Annotated in this window: 17 protein-coding genes; 12 read left to right on the top strand and 5 right to left on the bottom strand. The window is 54.0% G+C overall.

The genetic code is table 11. The features are described from left to right. Positions 1-4 precede the first annotated feature (4 nt). From GXP58_10645 to GXP58_10655, 3 genes are all read right to left on the bottom strand, one after another. Complete coding sequence (locus GXP58_10645) at positions 5-1,933, bottom strand: molybdopterin biosynthesis protein (protein NOY54055.1); 1,929 nt, start codon at positions 1,931-1,933, stop codon at positions 5-7. 44 nt (positions 1,934-1,977) lie between these two features. Next, the gene (locus GXP58_10650; GenBank protein NOY54056.1) at positions 1,978-3,228 is read right to left on the bottom strand and encodes a molybdopterin molybdotransferase MoeA; all 1,251 of its coding nucleotides are present in this window, start codon (positions 3,226-3,228) and stop codon (positions 1,978-1,980) included. 149 nt (positions 3,229-3,377) lie between these two features. Next, positions 3,378-3,890, bottom strand: coding sequence for a hypothetical protein (locus tag GXP58_10655; protein NOY54057.1), 513 nt, complete (start codon positions 3,888-3,890; stop codon positions 3,378-3,380). Between the two features lie 229 nt (positions 3,891-4,119). Here GXP58_10655 and GXP58_10660 point away from each other — a divergent pair, with 229 nt between their 5' ends. The 12 genes from GXP58_10660 (at position 4,120) to GXP58_10715 (ending at position 18,994) form a co-directional block, all read left to right on the top strand. Further along, entirely contained in the window at positions 4,120-4,959 is an 840-nt protein-coding gene (locus GXP58_10660; GenBank protein ID NOY54058.1) for a glycosyltransferase, read from the top strand. Positions 4,960-5,275: 316 nt separating this feature from the next. Next, on the top strand, positions 5,276-6,778 hold the full coding sequence (locus tag GXP58_10665; protein NOY54059.1) for a HAMP domain-containing protein: 1,503 nt from the start codon (positions 5,276-5,278) through the stop codon (positions 6,776-6,778). A 14-nt stretch (positions 6,779-6,792) separates the two neighbouring features. After that, entirely contained in the window at positions 6,793-7,158 is a 366-nt protein-coding gene (locus GXP58_10670; protein ID NOY54060.1) for a hypothetical protein, read from the top strand. A 12-nt stretch (positions 7,159-7,170) separates the two neighbouring features. Beyond that, positions 7,171-8,541, top strand: a complete 1,371-nt coding sequence (locus GXP58_10675; protein NOY54061.1) for a sigma-54-dependent Fis family transcriptional regulator — start codon at positions 7,171-7,173, stop codon at positions 8,539-8,541. A 2-nt stretch (positions 8,542-8,543) separates the two neighbouring features. Continuing rightward, positions 8,544-9,860, top strand: a complete 1,317-nt coding sequence (locus GXP58_10680; protein NOY54062.1) for a DUF512 domain-containing protein — start codon at positions 8,544-8,546, stop codon at positions 9,858-9,860. Positions 9,861-10,004: 144 nt separating this feature from the next. Beyond that, the gene (pilB, locus tag GXP58_10685) at positions 10,005-11,702 is read left to right on the top strand and encodes a type IV-A pilus assembly ATPase PilB (GenBank protein NOY54063.1); all 1,698 of its coding nucleotides are present in this window, start codon (positions 10,005-10,007) and stop codon (positions 11,700-11,702) included. A gap of 56 nt (positions 11,703-11,758) precedes the next feature. Further along, positions 11,759-12,883 (top strand): type IV pilus twitching motility protein PilT, encoded by a 1,125-nt coding sequence (locus GXP58_10690; protein ID NOY54064.1) that lies wholly within the window; start codon positions 11,759-11,761, stop codon positions 12,881-12,883. Between the two features lie 51 nt (positions 12,884-12,934). Continuing rightward, on the top strand, positions 12,935-14,146 hold the full coding sequence (locus GXP58_10695) for a type II secretion system F family protein (protein ID NOY54065.1): 1,212 nt from the start codon (positions 12,935-12,937) through the stop codon (positions 14,144-14,146). Between the two features lie 90 nt (positions 14,147-14,236). After that, positions 14,237-15,949: a PAS domain-containing protein gene (locus GXP58_10700; protein NOY54066.1), complete on the top strand. Its 1,713-nt coding sequence runs from the start codon at positions 14,237-14,239 to the stop codon at positions 15,947-15,949. Beyond that, positions 15,950-17,347: a sigma-54-dependent Fis family transcriptional regulator gene (locus GXP58_10705; GenBank protein ID NOY54067.1), complete on the top strand. Its 1,398-nt coding sequence runs from the start codon at positions 15,950-15,952 to the stop codon at positions 17,345-17,347. Positions 17,348-17,491: 144 nt separating this feature from the next. After that, a complete protein-coding gene (locus tag GXP58_10710) occupies positions 17,492-17,833 on the top strand; it encodes a DUF1049 domain-containing protein (protein ID NOY54068.1) in 342 nt (113 codons plus the stop codon). Beyond that, positions 17,834-18,994 (top strand): tetratricopeptide repeat protein, encoded by a 1,161-nt coding sequence (locus GXP58_10715; GenBank protein ID NOY54069.1) that lies wholly within the window; start codon positions 17,834-17,836, stop codon positions 18,992-18,994. It begins immediately after the preceding gene. 70 nt (positions 18,995-19,064) lie between these two features. On the opposite strand, the gene sat is transcribed toward GXP58_10715, so the two are convergent. After that, positions 19,065-20,288, bottom strand: coding sequence for a sulfate adenylyltransferase (gene sat, locus GXP58_10720; GenBank protein ID NOY54070.1), 1,224 nt, complete (start codon positions 20,286-20,288; stop codon positions 19,065-19,067). Between the two features lie 191 nt (positions 20,289-20,479). Continuing rightward, the coding region (locus GXP58_10725) for a heterodisulfide reductase (GenBank protein ID NOY54071.1) at positions 20,480-21,627 on the bottom strand (1,148 nt) is incomplete at its 5' end.

Genomic DNA, 21,627 nt, shown 5'->3' on the forward strand with positions numbered 1-21,627 from the left:
CCTCTCAGGAACTTTCATAGACCACCCTTCCCATCTCTTCCACATCGTACCCCCCCAGGTCATGGATCGTCTTCCGGAAGACAGGATCGTTCCGGAGAATGTCAAGGAGGGCAACAATCGGTTCCAGCTTCAGCAAGTCTTCCGGAATCACAAAATCATAACGTTCCCGAGCCTGGGGGATGAAGTCAAGGTCGAGGGCCCGGGCCGCCGCCAGGATACAGACCCCGGCATCGGCCGTCCCGCCGGCCACGGCGGAGGCCACTCCCATATGGGTATACTCCTCCCGGTCGTATCCCCTGATGCTCAAGGGATCGATCCCCAGCCGTTTCAGATGAGAATCCGTCAGCAGACGCGTCCCCGATCCCTTCTGGCGATTGACAAAAACAACCTCCCCGCGGGTCAGGTCCGGGAATCCCCGAATCCCCTTTGGATTGCCCTTCGGCACACAGAGCCCCTGCCGGCGGAAGACCAGATTCACCAGGATCACCGGGGTCCCGGAAAGAAACCTTTTTACGAAGGGGACGTTGTACTCGCCGCTCTTTTCATCGAGGAGATGGGTGCCGGCAAGATGAGCCTCCCCCCGTTTGACCGCCATCAGCCCCCCCATGCTGCCCACATGTGCCGAGGAGAAGGTCATTTCCGGATGGGCCTTCTTCAGCAGATTCGCCAGGATATCAAGAGAGTTGTCGTGGCTCCCGATGCAGACGAGGGTCCGGTCGATCTCCGAAGGGGAGCGGAACAACCGGACGTCAACGGCCTCCCCGGCGGCGATTCCCTCACTCCCGCCCGGAATCCGGATCACCCCATCGGCCCGCACGAGGGACATGAGCATCCCGGCCCCCCGTTCCACGGGGGTGACAATTCTCTTTTCTCTGACCCGGCCGACCTTGACCCGGACAAACTCCTCCGGCCCGAGGGTGGAGGAGACCTGCCGGGCAAGGACGGCTGTCAGGGTTTCCGGCGGGGAAGGGGCGAGCCCCTGCCACCGGAGGATCAGCGGTTTCAGGAAAAGGTCCATCGTCAGAACGGCAGAGACGGGATAACCGGGAATCCCGACCACGGGTTTGCCGTTCACCCGGGCAAGAATCACCGGTTTGCCGGGCTTGATATTCACCCCCTGTACAAAGACCTCCCCGATTTCACGGAGGACATGGACCGTATAATCCTCCCGCCCGGCAGAGGAGCCGGCATTCACAACGACCAGGTCCGCTTTCTCCAGAGAACGGAGAAGGGCCGTCCGGATCGCCTTCGGATCATCCCGGACGATCTCCTGCCGCAAAGGAATCCCCCCCCATTCGCGAAGCATCCCGCAGAGAATGCGGGAATTGAATTCGGTGATTTCTCCCTCCCGGGGGGTTGCCCCGGGCTGGATCAGTTCATTCCCCGTGGGAAGTACGGCAACCACGGGACGGCGGCGTACCCGAACCTCCCCGACTCCACCGGCCAGCATAGCCCCCAAGTCGGCGGGGCGGATGGGATGGTTTTCCGGCAGGATCAGTTCCGTAGCGACAATGTCTTCGCCGGTTCTCCGGACGTGCTGATAGGGCGTGGCCGGAGCGAGAATCTCGATCTCCCCTTCCCCGCAGCGATCGACCTCCTCGATCATGATCACTGCGTCCATCCTTTCCGGAAGGGGATCCCCCGTATCGACAAAAACGGCCTGCCGCCCCACCTGCAAGCGGACGGGACGCGTCTCGGAGGCACCCTGGGTATCGGCAAAACGGACGGCCACACCGTCCATGGCGGCACTATGATAGGTCGGAGAAGACCGAAAGGCCGTCACCGCCTCCGCCGTGATCCTTCCCAGGGAACGATCCACAGGAAGGGTTTCACCCTGCAAAGGAACGTTGATACCGGCCGCATCGAGTCCTTCCTGCCACAGCCGGAGGGCATCCTTTAAAGAGGTACTGTCCGGATAGACCTGCCGTTTCACTTCAATGACACTCCTCGCATGTTCAGGGTCCAGGTTGCTTCTCTTTACGAAGGGAAAAGCCGGACGATCACCGACTCCCCTTTTTCCAGACCCGCTTTTTCTTCCGGGATCACCACGGTTCCCGCTGCCGCAACAAGAGTGGAGATCAGACCCGACTTCCCCAGGATCGGGCGGGCCGTGACTTCCTCTCCCTCCCTCTTCAGAGCAACACGCAGGTAGTCCTCCCGCCCCGGCCGGGAGGAAACACTCCGGGTCAGCGTCGCGATAACCGTCCTCCCCGACCGGTCGGTCCAGTCGGGAGGTTGCTCTCCGGAAAGACTCTGCAGGATCGGTTTCACAAAAAGGTCATAGCCGATCACCACGGCAGCCGGATGTCCCGGCAGCCCGAAAACAGGGCGGCCTTTTACAAGTGCGCAGAGGGTCGGTTTCCCGGGCTTCACCGCCACACCGTGAAAGAGGAGCCCCTCACCGAGGGAGGTGAGGACCTTTTCCGTCAGGTCCCGGGTCCCGACGGAACTCCCGCCGGAGAGAATCACCAGATCACTCCCGGCAACGGCACGATGAACGGCCTCCTCCAGACGATCTTCATCATCAGGGATAACCCCGTACCGGATCGGCCTGGCCCCGGCCTGTTGAAGAAGCGCTGCAAGATGAAAGGAATTGATGTCCCGTACCTGACCCGGATGCGGGGTCTGATCGGGCGGAACAATCTCGTTGCCCGTCGGAATCACGGAAACCGCCGGCCTTCGATAGACAAAGATCTTCGTGACCCCCAGGCCGCAGAGGAGCCCGATATCCTGGGGGCGAATGCGCCGGCCGGACCGAAGAATCTCCTGCCCTTGCCGAACGTCGTCCCCGGTCCGGATCACATTTTCACCCGGTGCCACCGATCGAACCACTTCGACCATCCCGGCATCTACGGATACGGTCTGTTCCAGCATCACCACGGCATCGGCACCTGCCGGCAACATTCCGCCGGTGGCAATCCGCACGGCATCCATTTCCCCCACCGAGATCTCCGGGACCGTTCCCATCGGAATTTCACCGATCACGTTCAGATAGGCGGCCATCGACTCCGAGGCGCCGAAGGTGTCCCGGGCACGCACGGCATACCCGTCCATCGTCGAGCGGGCAAAGGAAGGAAGATCCTCGGGAGAGGACACCGGTCGTCCGAGAATCCGGCCGAGTGCGGCCGGAGTCTCGATCTCTTCCATCGGTGGCACAGGAAAGCAAAAGGTCTCCCGAAGCCGCTGCTGGGCCTCTTGCCGGGAGAGGACCGCAGAACGACCGAGCATGTCTTTGGGGATTTCTGAAGGTTTCATAGGAAAGATTTATATCATATCCGGAACGTCCCTGACAAACTGAACTTCTGAATGGGCTCCGGACACAAAAAAACCGCTGCCCGAAAACCAGGCAGCGGCGGCATAACAAGTTTGACTTCGATTCAGTGCGCTTTTCTCAACTTGTAATGCTGGTGAGTCCCTTTGGCCTTGAACGTAGCAAAATCAAAGGTCTTATAGAACGGACTCTTTTTGTTGTGGCACTTCTTACAGGTCGTCGCATCAGGCAGGATAAACCCCTTGGCCTGAAGGTCGGCCAGTTTGAAGTCCCGGTTGGTCATCATGACCTTCATGTAGCCGGAACCCGGACCGTGACACGCCTCACACTGAACGCCGGGCATATCCGCCTTGCCGTTCGTCGTGTGACACCCCAGGCAGGTTGCGTCGGTGGTATAGTCCTTGGCACCATCAAGACCTGCTGCCTTCTTTTCCTCGGCTTTGACCCCCGGTTTCAGAAGTTCAAAGGCCTGGGCCATCTTGGTTGTTTTCCAGCTCTTGTACTCTTTCCTGTGGCACATCTTGCAACGTTTCACTCCCACATAATTCGCAGCAAAGAGGCTGTTGACTCCCACAAAGGAGAAGACGACCACCATCATGATCAACGTCATTTTTTTCATCGCTGTTTCACCTCCTTTCGCATGGAATTTTATAGCACCTGAAACCCTGCTTAAGAAATTCGCAAAGCTTTATATCACCAAAGACGAGTGAGAGTCAAATATATTCATGTAAATTCTCTTTAATATCATTCCGGGTTTTTTACTCCGGTCGATGTGTTTCCCTCCCGGGAGGACTTGCATCATCGGACCGGACATACTATGATAGACCGGAAAGAGGGGAAGCAGGACTATGTATCGTGAAAAACCGTCCGTCAGTGTTATTATTCCCACATACAACCGCTATTCACTCCTTTGTGAGGCAATATCGTCCGTTATCTCCCAGAATGATCAGGATTTTGAACTGATCATTATAGATGACGGTTCGACCGATGGAACCGGCGACGTGGGGAAAAAATTTCAGGGGAAGCTGCAATACCATTATCAGAAAAGAAGGGGCGTCAGTGCCGCCCGGAATCAGGGGATCCGTCATGCACGGGGGAAGTGGATTTGCTTCCTCGATTCCGACGACCTCTGGCATCCCCGGAAACTGGAAATCCAGCGTTCAATCATGGAGAAGGATCCGTCGATGCAGATCTCTTACACGGAAGAGATCTGGTACCGCCGCGGTCTCCGCGTCAACCCCGGGAAGAAACACGCCAAGCAGACCGGCTGGATTTTCGAACACTGTCTTCCGCTCTGCATCATCAGCCCTTCCTCCGTCATGATCCGGAAGACTCTCTTCCGGGAAATCCCTCCCTTCGACGAAAGTTTTCCAGTCTGCGAAGATTACGACCTCTGGCTCCGGATCTCTCAGCGGTATCCCGTCCATCTAATCCGGGAACCCCTGATCACCAAGCGGAACGGCCATCCCGGACAGCTTTCAGCAAGCGGCTGGGGCTTTGATCGATACCGGGTCAGAAGTATCGCCCGTCTCCTCCGGTCGGGGCGGCTTTCCACATCCCAGAAGAAGGCCGCCCGGATCATCCTCCGGAAGAAATGCACCATTCTTTCTCAAGGATTTCATAAAAGGGGAAAGACGGCGGAAGGAAAATATTATGAACAGCTCTGCAAGACCGCAGAAGATGCGTGAAATGACACATTTCCTGTTGCCATCCTTAATGTGCCGTGCTATGTTTGACGAAGTCGTAAAAAGTCGTTTTCCGGATTCCGTTCATGGTTCGACAGGCTCACCACGAACGGTCCATTAAACTTTCCGAACCACACGAACGGAATTCAATCACTTACGCCGTTCGCCCTGAGCGGGCCTGTCCTGAGCCGGTCGAAGGGCCTCGTGACTTTTTACGACACCATCATGTTTCACTTATTATTTTTCATGGACATTCAGCGAGGTTGTCATTTTCAAAACGATCGATTCCTTTGCTTTCACCAACGACAAAACCACAACCATGGGTATGTTCAACAAACTGAACCGGAGCCTGAAAGTACGCTTCGTCGTCTTTCTTGTACTGATTCTCACCCTTGCTATCGGTGCCTCTTCCTATCTGCACCTTCAGATTCAGTACAATCAGTTGATGGATATTGACCGTGAGAAACTGCGGGACATTGCCGGTGCCGTGGAGCGCAGCATCAAGACTTCCATGGAGGAAGGCAAGAGCCAGAATGTCAAGCAGATTATCGGCGACGTGGGAACCCTGCCGGACATCCTGAAGATTCGGATCTTCTCCAAACGGGGGGTGATCCTGATCTCCAGTATTGAGGGAGAAAAAGGGACCCTGATCGACGAACATGATCTGCAACTTTTGCATAACCGGAAGTTTTCGACCGTCTACGACGCGGAAAACCTCCAACAGCCGGTCTTTTCCATCATCAAACCGATTTACAATCAACCCCGCTGCTTTCGTTGTCATGGCTCCAGTACGAACCAGATCAACGGAGTCCTCGAGGTTGAGGTCTCCATGAAAAAAGTTCGTTACCGCCTGCAGGCCATCCGAAACTTCATGATTACCTCCACCCTCATCACCCTGCTCGTGCTGGTCCTGACGATTCTTTTTCTCCTTTCGCACCTCGTAAACCGGCCGATTCAACGGCTGATCACCACCATGCGGAAGGCACAACAGGGAGACCTGACGGTTCGCGTGGGTCAGGAAGCCACGCTTGAATTTCGCGAACTGGGGTGGAATTTCAACTCCATGATCTCCCGTCTGGAAAAAGCGCTGGCCGACCTGAAGCACCTCCACGAAGAACAGATGGAACGGGTCGACCGCTTTGCGACCATCGGCGAACTGGCGGCCGGCATCGCCCATGAGATCAAAAACCCCATCGCCGGGATCGGGGGAGCCATCCAGATCCTGATGGAAGATTTCCCTCTCCAGGACCCTCGCCGGGAGATCTTTGAAGAGATCCTGAAACAGATCGACCGGATCGACCGGGACGTTAAGGATCTTCTGAGTTATGCCCGGACGGCCAAGCCGACCTTGTCCGAACAGGATATCAATCATGTCATTCATCAGGCCGTCTTTCTGATCCGTGATCGGGCGGCCCAGCAACAGGTCGAAGTTGTTATGGAGCTGGATCAATCTCTCCCCAGGATCGAGGTCGACGGGAAACAGATTCAGCAGGTACTGGTCAACCTGGGATTGAACGGGATCCAGGCCATGCCCGAAGGGGGGCGTCTGCAATTCTCTTCGGCCATGATTGAACGGAGCGGGGGCAGCCGGTTCGTTGAGATCCGGGTTTCTGACACCGGTCAGGGAATCCCCTCCCGGACCATGGCCAAGATTTTCACACCCTTTTTCACCACCCGTCATACCGGCACCGGCTTGGGGCTCCCGATCAGCCAGAAGATCATTCACCAGCATCAGGGAAAGATCGAGGTACGGAGCAACCCGGACGAGGGGACCTGTTTTATCATCCAGCTCCCCCTGTTGAGAACGGACACGAAGGAGTAACCCGGAAGAACGCGATGCGAATCGAGAAACGAACCTCCTTACGTCTTCCTCTCTCCATCCATGTCGCCTACTGGGTCCATCAGCAGGAACGACAAGAGGTTTACCAGGTCGAATCGGTCAATATCGGAGCAGGGGGAATCTTCATCCGGACGGAGCTGCCCCTCGGGATCGGAACTGAAGTCCATTTGGAGTTCACCCTTCCCGGCAGCCGGGAGCCAATCCGGATACAGGGGAAAGTCGTATGGTCCGGTGGAATCTCCACAAAGGGCGCTGACAAAATTCAGGGAAAAGGCATCGAGTTTACTGCCTGTGATGACCGGATTCGGAAACAACTGCTGGATTACATTGAGGCAAACAAAACAGATATAGAGACGGAATAGGAGTTTGTTTAAATGTCAAAAGCGACCATCCTTGTTGTCGATGACGAAAAATTAATCTGCTGGTCCCTGAAAGAGAAACTCGAAAAAGAGAACTACGAAGTCCTGACGGCCGGCTCCGGAGAAGAGGCGATGGAAATTATCAACCAGGCCCAACCCGACCTGATCCTGCAGGACAACAAACTCCCCGGCATCAGCGGCATAGAACTTCTGGAAGAAATCAAGAAGATCCGGGAAGAGTCCCTGGTCATCATGATGACCGCCTACGGCGACGTCAACACCTCAGTGAAGGCGATGAAGTTAGGGGCCTACGATTTCGTGGAAAAGCCCTTTGACATCGACATGATCAAACTGACCATCGCCAAAGCCCTGGAAACAGTCAATCTGAAACAGGAGGTGCAGGTTTACAAAAACCGTGAGAAAGCACAGTACGGAATCGACAATGTCATTGGAAAAACACCGGCCATGCAGAAGGTCTTTGAGATGGTTGGGAAACTCTCCAAGAGTGATGCCACCACCGTTCTGCTCCAGGGAGAGAGCGGAACCGGCAAGGACGTCATTGCCAAGGCCATCCATTATCAAAGCCGCCGGGTGGAAAAACCCTACATGGAGATCAACTGCACCTCTCTGCCGGACACACTGATTGAGAGTGAACTCTTCGGCCATGAGAAAGGGGCCTTCACCGACGCCAAGGCAATGAAAAAGGGACTCTTCGAACTGACCGACGGGGGAACCATCCTTCTCGATGAAATCGGCGACATGCCGATGCCGACGCAGGCCAAGCTGCTTCGCGTGATCGAAAACAAGTCCTTCAAACGGGTCGGCGGTGTAAAAAATATTGTCGTTGATGTTCGAATCATCGCCGCGACGAATAAAGACCTGCATGAGGCGTCCCGCGACGGGACCTTCCGGGCGGATCTCTTCTACCGCCTCAAGGTCTTTCCGATCTATCTGCCTCCTCTGCGGGAACGGAAAGACGATATTCCTCTGCTGGCCCGTCATTTCATCCAGTTCTTCAACCGGGAGTTCAAACGAAAGGTCAAGGGGATTTCCCGGAAAACGGAAGAGCTGATGATGCGTTATGACTGGCCGGGGAATGTACGTGAATTAAAAAATGTGATCGAACGGGCGATCATCCTTGAAAGTTCCGAAATGATCCTCTCGGAACATCTCCCCATGGAGATCACAATGCCTTCACAATCCTCCACACCTAAGGGACTCCCGGTCAAGCTGCCCGCAGAAGGGATTTCCATGTCGGAAGTTGAAATGGAGCTGATCCGACAAGCCCTTGAAACGGCACAGGGAAACCAGGTTCATGCTGCGCGTCTGCTCAAGATGAGTCGGGATACACTACGATACCGCATGAAAAAATATAATCTCCTCTGAAGATGAACAAGCAACCGCCGCACACACATCCCGGATTGTGCATCCTGAATATCCGGTCGGGAACACCCGCACAAGCGCTGAGCCTGCTCCGCGGGGATCGGCTGGTCCGGATCAACGGTTACGAAATCCACGATCCGCTCGACGTCCGTTTTTACGGAAGCGAAGACGTGCTGACCCTGGAATTCGAACGGAACGGGAAGCGTTACAGTCTCTCCGTGGAGAAGGAGATCGACGAAGACCTCGGGCTGGAATTCGAGGCGCCGCCGACCCTGACCTGCAAAAACCACTGTCTCTTCTGTTTTGTCCACCAGATGCCTCGCGGCCTGCGGCATGCTCTCTATCTCAAAGATGACGACTACCGCCTCTCCTTTCTCCACGGGAACTATATCACCCTGACCAATTGCGACGAGGCGGATTACGAACGGATTTTCCGGCAGCGGCTTTCTCCGCTCTACATCTCCGTACATGCCACGAACGATACCGTCCGAAGGAAGATTCTCGGCAATCCCAATGCCCCGCCCATCCTGCCGGCACTGAAGCGCCTGACCGAAGAGGGCATCCGAATCCACGTGCAGGTCGTCCTCTGCCGGGGAATCAACGACGGGAAGGTCCTGGAACGTACCGTCTCCGACCTCGCGGCCTTTTATCCGGAGATACAATCCGTCGCAGTCGTACCGGTCGGACTGACCCGGTTTCGGAAAAACCTCCCGCAGCTTTCTCCACTAACCGCCTCCGATGCGGTGAATCTGTTGTACCTTCTCCACCCTATGCAGGAAAGGTTCCGAAAAACTTTCGGAGAAAGCTGGATCTTCCCTGCCGACGAATTCTACCTGATGGCCGGCCTCCCCTTCCCTCCGCTGGATACCTATGATGATCTTCCACAATTTGAAAACGGTATCGGCATGGTCCCCTTGCTGCAACAAGAGGTCAACGAAACAATCCGGGACCTTCCTTCCGGCCGGGTCAAAAACGAAATCACGATCGGGACCGGCCATCTGGCTTACCCCGTTCTACAGGAACTCCTTGTTGGTGTGTCAAAAAATACCGGAACAACCATCAATCTTCTGGCGATTACAAACCATTTTTTCGGCCCGGCCGTCACCGTCTCCGGTCTGCTCACCGGCTCCGATCTTCTCAAGGGCTTCGCGGACCGGAACCATGGAAAGACGATTTATCTCCCCTCCAACATGCTGGACTCCGGCGGTACACTCTTTCTGGACGGTTTGACCGTAAAAGATGTACAAAAGAAGCTGGATTGCCGACTCCGATTCATCACACCGTCTGCAGAAGGGCTCCTCTCCCCTTTCCGGAAAAGATGAAAAACCGACTTTTTAAAGGAAGACCCACCGTTTCCTTTTAAATCACCTTGACAATTTTGGGCACCCTAACATAGAATTTTAGTATAGGTGGAAGCACATTATCCGCCCCTTGCAAACGCACTTTCCCTGAGGAGATCATTCCGGATGGCTGGAAGACTCGGCGCTCTCCTGATGAACGCGCACCTGATCAGCGAAGACCAGTTACAGCAGGCATTGGCAAAGCAAAAAAAAGAAGGCGGGAGGCTGGGCAGTAATCTCGTCCAGATGGGATTTGTCCAGGAAGACAACCTGATCAGCTTCCTGAGTCAGCAGTATGGCATCCCTTCCGTGGATGTCACGAACTTCGAAATCGATCCCGAAGTCGTCAAGCTCATTCCATCCGAGGTCGCACAAAAATATATGATCATGCCCATCAACCGGACCGGCTCGACCTTGACCATCGCGATGGTCGACCCCTCAAACGTTTTTGCCATCGATGACGTAAAGTTCATGACCGGCTACAATGTCGAACCGGTTGTGGCATCGGAAGGTTCGATCAAACAGGCCATCGATCAATACTACGATTCGGCCGACATGCTGCAGACGGTTATGCAAGACATTCAGGATGAGATCAACATCGATATCATCGAAGATGTCGAAGAAGACCTTGATCTGGGCGAAATCAAACAGGCCGTGGAAGATGCCCCCGTTGTCAAACTGGTGAATTTAATTCTTTCGGAAGCCATAAAGAAGGGTGCCAGCGATATCCATATCGAACCCTATGAAAAGGAGTTCCGGGTCCGCTACCGGATCGACGGGGTCCTCTATGAAACCATGGCACCTCCGAAACGGCTGAAGGACGCCCTCACCTCCCGATTGAAGATCATGGCCGAACTCGATATTGCCGAACGGCGTCTTCCCCAGGACGGACGAATCAAGTTGAAAATGAAAAACAAGGAGGTCGATCTGCGTGTTTCAACCCTGCCGACCCTCTTCGGGGAGAAGGTCGTGATGCGGATCCTGGACAAGAGCAATCTTATGCTCGACATGACCAAACTCGGTTTTGATCCCGAGGCCCTGAAGAAACTGCAGGAAGCGATCTTTTCGCCCTACGGCATGGTCCTCGTCACGGGCCCGACCGGAAGCGGAAAATCGACCACCCTCTATTCCGCCATGGGGCAGATCAACAATCCCGAGATCAACATCATGACGGCGGAGGATCCCGTGGAGTACAACCTCTTCGGCATCAACCAGGTGCAGATGAAAGAGGAAATCGGACTGAACTTTGCCGCGGCACTCCGCTCTTTTCTGCGCCAGGACCCGGACGTCGTCATGGTCGGGGAGATCCGGGATTACGAAACGGCCGAGATCGGCGTCAAGGCCGCCCTCACAGGGCACCTGGTCCTGAGTACCCTGCATACCAACGACGCACCCAGTACGATCAACCGGCTGCTGAACATGGGAATCGAACCCTTCCTGGTGGCCTCTTCGGTCATCCTGATCATGGCCCAGCGCCTGGCCCGCCGGATCTGCCCCGAATGCAAGCAACAGGTGGAGATCCCTGAAAAAACCCTTATTGACATCGGGCTGTCACCGAAACAGGCTGCCGGTATCACCTGTTACCAGGGAACGGGATGCAGCAAATGCAACGATACCGGCTACAAAGGCCGGGTCGGGCTCTATGAAGTCATGCCGGTCGATGAACAGATCCGGGAGTTGATCCTTGAAGGCGCCTCAGCGACGGAGATCAAACATCTCGCCATCAGCAACGGCATGGAATCTCTCCGGATGGCCGCGCTGAAAAAGCTGATGGACGGTCAGACCACGCTGGACGAAGTCCTCCGGGTAACCTTCGGAGACTAACAAACAACCGGATCGAGAGAGCATCGATCGATCCACCCCTTTCCAAGGAGACCGGAATGCCACTGAGCTTACACCAGTTACTCAAAACCATGATCGAAAAAGGTGCCTCGGATCTTCACATCACAACCGGTTCGCCTCCACAAATTCGCATCGACGGAAAACTGGCGCCGATGAACCTCCCCGATTTGGCTCCCGCAGAAACCAAACAGCTCTGCTACAGCGTCTTAACGGACGCACAGAAGCACCGATTTGAGGACCAGAATGAATTGGATGTCTCCTTCGGCGTGAAAGGACTGAGCCGGTTCCGTGCGAACTTTTTCGTACAACGGGGGGCTATGGCCGCCGCCTTTCGAACGATCCCATATAAAATTCTCAGCTTCCAGGAGCTGGGCCTTCCTCCGATCGTCGAAAAACTCTGTGAGAAACCGCGCGGATTGATTCTGGTTACGGGACCGACGGGAAGCGGCAAATCCACCACCTTGGCATCCATGATCGACAAGATCAACCGTGAACGCCATGAACATATCATCACCATTGAAGATCCGATCGAGTTTCTTCACCACCACAAGAATTGCGTGGTCAACCAACGTGAAGTCAACTCCGACACCAAATCCTTTAAAGACGCTTTGAAATATGTCCTTCGACAGGATCCGGATGTCGTGCTCATCGGCGAGATGAGGGACCTGGAAACCATCGAGGCCGCTCTGACCGTTTCAGAGACCGGTCATCTGGCCTTCGCCACACTCCATACGAATTCCTGTGTCCAGACCATCAACCGGATTATCGACGTCTTTCCTTCCCATCAGCAGTCCCAAGTACGGGCTCAACTCTCTTTTGTTCTGGAAGGGGTGCTGTCCCAACAGTTAATCGCCAAGGCCGGAGGAGAAGGACGTGTTCTCGCCCTGGAGGTCATGATCCCCAATGCGGCGATCCGAAACCTGATCCGGGAAGACAAGGTACACCAGATCTACTCCACGATGCAGACCGGGCAGGGACAGTTCGGCATGCAGACAATGAACCAGTCACTCCTGGATCTCTATCAACGGCGGATCATCTCTTATGACGATGCCATCGGTCGGTCCACGGTCCCGGAGGAGCTACAGGCTATGCTGCAACATGGAACCACCACAACCGATTCACGAGAACATGCCGGGGCCCGCCCCGCAAAGGTCCGCTACTGACCCGGTTCAGGCCCGGAGCCTTTATCATCCAGAAACTCAGGAGAATGAATCATGGAAGTTTTCAAGTACGCAGGAAAAACGAGTTCCGGCGGGATCAAGAAAGGGGTCATCGAAGCGGCTTCCCGCGACGCTGCGGTCGCTATCCTTCGCCAACAGGGTGTCCGTACGACCTCCATAAAACCCAAACCGAAAGACATTGAAATCAAGATCCCCGGCCTGGGGGGCGGCGTCAAAGAAGCCGAAATTGTTATCTTTACCCGTCAGTTCGCCACCATGATCGACGCCGGGCTTCCGCTGGTACAATGCCTCGACATCCTCTCGGCACAGACGGAAAACAAGAACTTCGCCAAGGTCATTTCCGCAGTCAAGCAGGATGTGGAAGACGGATCCACCTATGCCGACGCCCTTCGCAAACACCCAAACATTTTCAGTGACCTCTATGTCAACATGGTGGAAGCCGGCGAGGTCGGCGGTATTTTAGACACCATCTTGAACCGCTTGGCCGGATACATTGAAAAGGCGATGAAATTGAAGAAAAAAGTGAAGGGCGCCATGGTCTATCCGGCAACGGTGGTCAGCGTTGCCGTCATTGTGGTGGTCATCATCATGGTCTACGTCATCCCGGTCTTTCAAAAAATGTTCTCCGGCTTCGGGGGGGTTCTGCCCGCTCCGACCCGGCTCGTGATTGCCATGAGTGAATTCCTGAAAGCAAACATCTTCTATATAATCATGGGGCTGTTTGCCTTCGTCGTTACCTTTTCCCAAACCTACAAGCGAAATTCAAAATTCAAAAAAGGGGTCCACATCGTCCTGCTGAAATTCCCCCTGATCGGTCCTCTGATCCGGAAGGTCGCCGTCGCCAAATTCACACGAACTCTGGGGACCCTGATCAGCAGTGGTGTACCGATCCTCGACGGGATGGACATCGTTGCACGGACGGCCAACAACAAGGTGATCGAAGAAGCCGTTATGAAGACCCGTACCAGCATCCAGGAAGGGCGGACCATTTCCGAACCGCTTGCAGAGACCAAGGTCTTCCCACCGATGGTCGTACAGATGATCGGCGTGGGAGAACAGACGGGGGCCCTCGACTCCATGCTGAGCAAGATTGCCGACTTCTACGATGAGGAAGTGGATAATGCCGTCTCCGCCCTGACCTCCATGCTGGAACCGATCATGATGGTTTTCCTGGGGGGAACCGTCGGCTTTCTTGTCGTCTCCATGTATCTGCCGGTCTTCCGGATGGCAGACATGATTCATTAATTCTCCCCCAGGCAGGATAACGATTCCCGCCATGGGGGGAAGAACTTCCTTCCCCTCGCGGCATAACCGCCGGAACACAATGATATTCCCATGTCTGCACGATTAACACCTCAGCAGGAAGACCTTTTCAGCCGCCTGAAATGGCTGATGTTCATGCGGATTGCGCTGGTCACCTTTCTGTTCGGAGTCACCCTCCTCGTCAGTCTGCGAAGCCCCCATAACGGAGTGATCTCCTCTTTTACCTCGCTCTATTTCCTGATCGGATATGCGTACCTCCTGACCGGTTTGTCCGCCTTTTTCTTCAAACAGATTCGTCATCCGGTACGCTTCGCCTACCTCCAGATTGCAGGAGATATCGTTTTTATCACGGGTGTGCTCCACATCACCGGCGGTATTGAAAGTCCCTTTGTCTTTCTCTATTTCCTCTCCATCATCAGCGGGAGTCTGTTGCACTACAGGAAGGGAGGCATCACGGCGGCATTGCTCAGCGCCCTTTCCTACCTGGCTCTCCTTTATATAAACACCCTGGGCGCCGCCTTCTTTCATATCACCCGCACAACATTCGACCCGCTCCGGATCTACTATCGGACCTTCCTGAACCTTTTTTCATTCTTTGTTGTTGCGTTTCTCAGTAATCAGCTTGCCCATCGGCTGAAAAAAGCCGGCGAAGAAATTCAGGAAAAAAAGATCGATATTGAAGACCTGCAGGCATTCAACGAGAATATCATCCAGAGTGTTACCAGCGGTCTGATCACGACCGATCTGTCCGGTTGTGTCACTTCGGTCAACCGTTCCGCAGAGAAAATCCTGGGCCTTCCGAAATCCGCTCTGTTGCACATGAATCTGGAAGAACTTTTCTCATTCGAAAAGATCACCCATTATCTGCATCGTAACCCCTTACAAGGAGCGCAGGAAGACTTCCGCCGGTTCGAAGTCACCTATACGAATCATGACAAAAAGGAGATGATCCTCGGGATGACACTGTCACTCCTTCGCAACAACCGAAAGGAATTGCAGGGTTACCTCTGCACCTTCCAGGACCTTACCCGGATCAAGGCCCTGGAAAAAAAGATGAAACGAAACGAACAACTGGCCATGATCGGTGAACTTTCCGCAGGCATCGCGCATGAAATCCGGAATCCCCTGGCCTCCATCAGCGGATCGATTCAGATGCTGAAGGACGAACTGGACCTCGACGATGCCAACCGGCGGCTGATGGAGATCATCCTGAAAGAAACAGACCGGCTGAATAACCTGATCGGGAATTTCCTGATGTACGCCCGCCCGAAACCGATCGAGCGGTCAAACGTCCTGCTGAAGGATCTCGTGGACGAAACAGTGACCCTGCTGCAATACAACCGGAGGATCCGGAAAAACCTCTCGATCGACGTCAACCTGCCGGATAAGCTGGAACTGGATGTTGATTCTACAGCCATGCGCCAGGTCTTATGGAACCTGGCCGTCAATGCCATTGACGCCATGCCGGAGGGCGGAACGCTCACAATCTCCGGGCGGAAGATTGCAGGCGACCGCCCGCTGGCAAAAAGAAAAAAAGGAACCCCCATAATCCGGATCACCTTCTCAGACACCGGCTGCGGCATCGACCCCGAAATCCGAGACCGCATCTTTTTCCCCTTCCACACGACGAAAGAAGGTGGTACCGGTTTGGGACTGGCCATTGTCCACCAGATCATGCAACAACATGACGGCTGGATCGATGTTGTCAGCCTCCCCGGCGAAGAAACAAGCTTTCACCTCTATCTGCCGGAGAACGTGCCGACAACCGTTTTGCAGGAGGTTTAGATGCATTCGATTCTCATTGTTGATGATGAACAAAGCATGCGGGAATTCCTCTCCATTCTGCTGAAAAAGGAGGGCTATGCCGTTCATACGGCCTCCAACGCACGGGAGGCCCTACAGCAGATTGAAGAACGGATCTTCAGCCTGATCATTTCGGATATCAAAATGCCGGGGATGGACGGTCTGCAACTTCTGCAGAAGGTCCGAAAGATCTCACCCGACACCCTCGTCCTGATGATCACGGCCTTCGGATCCACCGATACGGCCATCGAAGCCATGAAGAAAGGCGCACTCGATTATATCATTAAACCCTTCAAGGTTGACAAAATCAAAATGATCATCCGGAATGCCCTGAAGAAGATCGACCTGGAACAGGAAAACGCCCTTCTCCGCCGGGAACTCTTTGCCCGTAACGGCCTGGACCGTATCATCGGTAGAAGTCCTCTGATGAAATCGGTTTTTGAAATTATCCGGAAAACCGCCGACAGCAAGAGCAATGTCCTGATCACCGGAGAGAGCGGAACGGGAAAAGACCTGGTGGCCCAGGCCATCCACCGCCTGAGCCGTCGGAAGGACAACCCCTTCGTTGCCATCAACTGTGGAGCGCTTCCGGAAAATCTGCTGGAAAGCGAACTCTTCGGCTACCAGCAAGGGGCCTTTACGGGAGCGATGGAAAACAAAAAGGGTCTTTTCGAAGTCGCCGACGGGGGAAGCATCTTTCTCGATGAAATCGGAGAGTTGGAGCCGGCGATGCAGGTCAAACTTCTCAGGGTACTACAGAATCAGGAATTCCGACGCATCGGAGGGACCGACGACATCCAGGTCGATGTGCGTATCATTGCCGCTTCCAATCAGGATTTCAACAAGATCGTGGAAGAAAAACGCTTTCGCGAGGATCTCTATTATCGGCTGAATGTCATTCCGATCGAGATCCCGTCACTACGGGAACGAAAGGAGGACATCCCTCTCCTGGTCAACCATTTTCTAAAGAAAGTCGCTCCCGATCGAACGCTCACCATCACCGAAGAGTGTATGGAACGGTTATGCCGATACGAATGGAAGGGAAATGTCCGGGAACTGGAAAACACCATCGAACGATCGGTGGTGCTTTCACAGAAAGACCGGATCACCACGGAACACCTTCCCCGTCACATCATGGAAGGACGGATTCTCGGACAATCTCCAAAGGTTGACCTGCCGGACAGCGGCATCGACTTTGACCGGATTATCCGTGACCTGGAACGGGATCTCTTGACACAAGCCCTGACAAAGGCCGGAGGGATTAAAAAGGAGGCCGCCCGCATTCTGAACATGAGTTTCCGCTCCTTCAGGTACAAATTAAGCAAATACGAAATCGGTCAGCAGGAGGACCCCCGAAAAGAGGAAGAGGTCCCCGGATAGGGCGCTTCCCTTCTCCCTCCGTCGAGACATTGGAGTGCCTGTACCGCACTTGTCTTTTCATTCCGCATGTGGTAACTTGCATTTCATCGCTGGGGTTTCTACTCCCCATTCCAGAGAAAAAACCTCATTCAAAGGGAGTGAATTATGCTCATCATCAAGATGATCCTGGGCTTGCTGGTTTTTCTGATTCTCCTCTTTTTCTCCAATATCAACATGGAAAATGTCCGTCTTTTCTACACGCAGCAAAACTTTATCGAAGTCCCCCTTTTTCTCCTTCTCCTGATCTCCCTCTTGATTGGAATGGTCGTAGCCCTGCTCATCAGCGTCTATGAAAAGCTGAAGCTCAAAGGACAGATCAGAGCCCTCAAAAAAACGCAGAAATCCATGGAGGGGGAACTGGCTTCTCTACGCAAGATCCCGATCATGGAGAAAGAGAAGCCCCCGGTCCCGGTTCCCCCGGCACCGCACGCAGCGAAAGAACTATAGATGACCCCAACGCCCACGGATACACTCATGCTTTGCGGTCTCGCCCTGGCAGGAGGGATCATTGTCGGCCGTCTGATTCCCGGAAAAAAGCGAACACCAAAATCGGATACCCCGGGCAGGACCAGTTTTTACAAAAGTCTGAACTATATCCTCTCCAACGAACATGACAAGGCCATCGAGGAGTTCACCCGCATGGTGGAAGTCGACTCTGAAACGGTCGAGGTCTATCTTGGGCTGGGGAGCCTCTTCCGTTCCAAGGGAGAGTTGGGGCGAGCCATCCGGATTCACCAGAGTATTATCGTCCGGCCTTCACTGGATAAAAAAATCAAGATCCAGGCCTATTTTGACCTGGCCCTCGATTATCAGAAAGCCGGTCTTTTTGACAGCGCGATCGAAACCTTTCAGACCGTAATTCAGTCGGACCCGCGCCACCTTCCCGCCTACCGTCATCTGGAAAGAATTTACGAAGAAGAAAAAAGCTGGGAAAAAGCCTTCGACATTGAAAAACAGATACAGAAACTGACCAAAGCAAAGGATACAATGGTGCTGGCTCACCTGCAAACGGAAAAAGGAAAATCGTGTCAACAACAGGGAGCGCTCGATGATGCCGTCCGAAACTATAAAAAAGCTATTCAGATCGATCCGAAGTGCGTCGATGCCTACCTCCACCTGGGGGATTATTACCATGAACAGAAAAAGTTCACCAAGGCAATTGAAATCTGGGAAGGGGTCGCGGAACGGACGCCGGAGTATGCCTTTCTCACCTACAAGCGGCTGGAAAGTTCTTATTACGAGTTGGGACGTTATGAAGAGATGGAACGGATCTACCAGGAGAATATCGCTCGCAACCCGGGAGATCTCCAGACCCGGCTTGTCCTGGGAGACCATTATCTTCGAAAAGGGAATCTACAGGATGCGATCGCCGAATTCCAGGAAATCATCAAGGCTCAACCGGGCTGCATCGAAGCTCACCAGAAACTCGGGGAAGCCTTTCTGAAAGCGGAAAACAGTGCCGAAGTTGAAAAAGAGCTGGGAATCCTGGCCCATCTTTTCTCAACAAAATATCTATTTTATCATTGTAAAGAGTGCGGTTTTGAATCGAAGAATATTTTATGGCAATGTCCACAATGCAAGACGTGGGATACCTTTGTACATGGATAGAAACCTGTTTCAACTATCACTGAATGCGGCCCGGCCGGGCCGCATTCAGTGAAACAAACAGATTGTCTTTTTATTCGCCGGTGGCAGCCTTGTGCAGTTTAATCTCCACCTTCTCCGTCAAGGAGGCATAATAGGCACGAAGGATCTTCAGGACTTCAGGACGGCTGAAGTGATCCGGAACATCATCCCCTTCCGAAAGCATCTTGCGAAGCTTTGTCCCGGAGAGCAACATCCGGTCTTCCTTGCCGTGACAGCAAGTCCGCATGGAAGCCATCCCGTCACACTTGGTGCAGTAAAAAGTCCAGTCGATTTTAAGCGGCTGAGTCTCCAATGCCCCCTTGGGAATTTCGTCAAAGATATGATGTGCATCAAAGGCACCGTAGTAATCGCCCACTCCGGCATGATCACGGCCGACAATCAGATGGCTGCAACCATAGTTCTGACGGAAGAGTGCATGAAGCAGGGCCTCTCTCGGTCCGGCATAGCGCATATCGAGGGGATACCCCGCCTGGATGACGGTGTCGTCCACAAAATACTTGTCAATCAGGGTCCCGATCGCCTCGCTCCGGACATCGGCCGGAATATCTCCCGGTTTCAGTTTTCCTAAAAGCTGATGAATCAGGACACCATCACAGATCTCGATGGCAATCTTGGCAAGATACTCGTGTGACCGGTGCATCGGATTCCGGGTCTGGAAGGCGGCAACGGTACTCCATCCTTTTTCGTCGAAGATCTTGCGGGTTTCCGCCGGCGTCATGTAGACCCCTTTGTACTTCGTCGGGAAATCTCCTTCGCTGAAGACCTTGACCGGTCCGGCGAGATTGACATCGCCCTGGTCCATCACCTTCGCCACACCGGGGTGCTCCATCTCCGTCGTTTTAAAGACATGCTGACACTCGAATTCCTTATCGGTTCGGGTCATGGCATACTTCTCATTGACCACCATGGTCCCCATCAACTCGCCGCTCTCGTCATCGACAAGAGCAACTTCCTCCCCCTCTTGGAGGGTATCGGCTTGTTCTTTACTGGTGGAGAGAGTAATCGGAATCGGCCAGAAGAGTCCGTCTGCCATGGCGAAATTTTCACAGACCCCTTTCCAGTCCGCCTTCCCCATAAAACCATTCAGCGGCGTAAACCCGCCGATACCGAGCATGATCAGATCGCCCGTTTCCCGTGAACTGATCCGGATCTGGGTCAGCGATTTTGCATTTTCCTTTGCCTTGGCAAGCTCATCCCCCTGAAGCAGCAGGGGTTTCAGTCCTTGACCACCGTGTGGCTGTACTAACTTCGACATACCTTTCCTCCTTATCATAAATGTTTACGGCGTCGCGATAAGCCCGTCTACTGCGTTTACCTGATTTCGGTTCGTTGCGGCAAACAAACAGATATGCCGCACGCTTCAAAACCTGCGCGCCTTGTATGCGGGTCTTAGGACTATGCCGTGAAAGATCGATCTTTCCGCCGGCCCATAAGGCGTATGATTGACTACTGCCGATGACTCATCTTGGCATAAACCAGCGCCGTCGTCCGGTAAAAAAGATGGGCGAATTTCGAATAGGGCGCATAGGCAAAGAGATAAAAAACAAGCATCAGATGAACAAAATAGGTCAGCTTTGCCACGAAATTCGGATCATGATTGTCGACCCCCATATACCGGAAGATCTGCGCAAGCAAACCGGTGATCCCCACGAGGAGTACAACGGTCAGAAACCCCCAGTCAAAATAGGTTCCCAAGCCGGACTTCTCGTCCTTGGCCTTCCGGTTGAGATAGAGCAAACCGGCACCCACAATGAGCGCAACCGCACTGATATTCCCGATAAATTTCATCGCCATGAAGAGCATTTTCCCGAAGAGCGTTTCTTCTCCGGTAAAATACATGATGATAAAACCGAGGGTCGTGGTCACAGCCAGACCGATGAAGGCATAAAGTGTCAACTGGTGTGCCGTGGCCCGCTCCCGATTGATATCGCACTCCTTGAACTTGGAATGCGCCAGAACTTCCACAATGACATCCTTCAATCCGCTGATCAAGCTGCCCGAAGGCTGCTCCGGGGAATGTGCCTTCATATCGGCCCACATATTCGTAATCCCTTTGAATGCAGACCAGAGTGCAAAGAGTGCCGCAGAACTAAAGATGATATCGACCAGCCAGGTGTTGATAAAGGTTCCGAATGCGCCCTTGTGCATCAGATGGGGGGGGAGGGCCTTGTTCAGCCCCGGCGTCGCCAGGGCGGCAAGAAAGAGAATCACGGCCGGAATAGCCAGGATCTTCAGAAGCTGACTTTTGTCGTTGACCGCCCGTGCGAAAAACTTCACCGGCGCATAATGCTGGATCGCCTGTTTCCGCACCGCCCCCAGGACCTCTCCGGGTTTGGCCCCGCGGGGGCAATAAGTCGTGCAGTCTCCGCAGTGATGACAGAGCCAGATATCCGGATCGGAGACAAGTTTGTCCTTTAGTCCCCATCCGGCCCAGATCATCTCTTTACGGGGAAAAGGTCTGTCGTCCGGAGACTGCGGGCAGATCACCGAGCAGGTCGCACACTGGTAGCACTGTTTCAGTGTATCTCCGCCGGATTCTTTCAATTCCCGAATAAAATTCAGGTCCGGTTTTACCATCACTGTATCGGCCATTC

This window comes from Deltaproteobacteria bacterium (genome assembly GCA_013151235.1).
GTDB lineage: Bacteria > CG2-30-53-67 > CG2-30-53-67 > CG2-30-53-67 > CG2-30-53-67 > JAADIO01.

Coding starts and splice junctions, on each gene's coding strand:
- sat (NOY54070.1), bottom strand. CDS start 20,288: ATGTCGAAGTTAGTACAGCCACACGGTGGTCAAGGACTGAAACCCCTG.
- GXP58_10715 (NOY54069.1), top strand. CDS start 17,834: ATGACCCCAACGCCCACGGATACACTCATGCTTTGCGGTCTCGCCCTG.
- GXP58_10675 (NOY54061.1), top strand. CDS start 7,171: ATGTCAAAAGCGACCATCCTTGTTGTCGATGACGAAAAATTAATCTGC.
- GXP58_10700 (NOY54066.1), top strand. CDS start 14,237: ATGTCTGCACGATTAACACCTCAGCAGGAAGACCTTTTCAGCCGCCTG.
- GXP58_10710 (NOY54068.1), top strand. CDS start 17,492: ATGCTCATCATCAAGATGATCCTGGGCTTGCTGGTTTTTCTGATTCTC.
- GXP58_10680 (NOY54062.1), top strand. CDS start 8,544: ATGAACAAGCAACCGCCGCACACACATCCCGGATTGTGCATCCTGAAT.
- GXP58_10650 (NOY54056.1), bottom strand. CDS start 3,228: ATGCTCGGTCGTTCTGCGGTCCTCTCCCGGCAAGAGGCCCAGCAGCGG.
- pilB (NOY54063.1), top strand. CDS start 10,005: ATGGCTGGAAGACTCGGCGCTCTCCTGATGAACGCGCACCTGATCAGC.
- GXP58_10670 (NOY54060.1), top strand. CDS start 6,793: ATGCGAATCGAGAAACGAACCTCCTTACGTCTTCCTCTCTCCATCCAT.
- GXP58_10665 (NOY54059.1), top strand. CDS start 5,276: ATGGGTATGTTCAACAAACTGAACCGGAGCCTGAAAGTACGCTTCGTC.
- GXP58_10695 (NOY54065.1), top strand. CDS start 12,935: ATGGAAGTTTTCAAGTACGCAGGAAAAACGAGTTCCGGCGGGATCAAG.
- GXP58_10705 (NOY54067.1), top strand. CDS start 15,950: ATGCATTCGATTCTCATTGTTGATGATGAACAAAGCATGCGGGAATTC.
- GXP58_10690 (NOY54064.1), top strand. CDS start 11,759: ATGCCACTGAGCTTACACCAGTTACTCAAAACCATGATCGAAAAAGGT.
- GXP58_10660 (NOY54058.1), top strand. CDS start 4,120: ATGTATCGTGAAAAACCGTCCGTCAGTGTTATTATTCCCACATACAAC.
- GXP58_10655 (NOY54057.1), bottom strand. CDS start 3,890: ATGAAAAAAATGACGTTGATCATGATGGTGGTCGTCTTCTCCTTTGTG.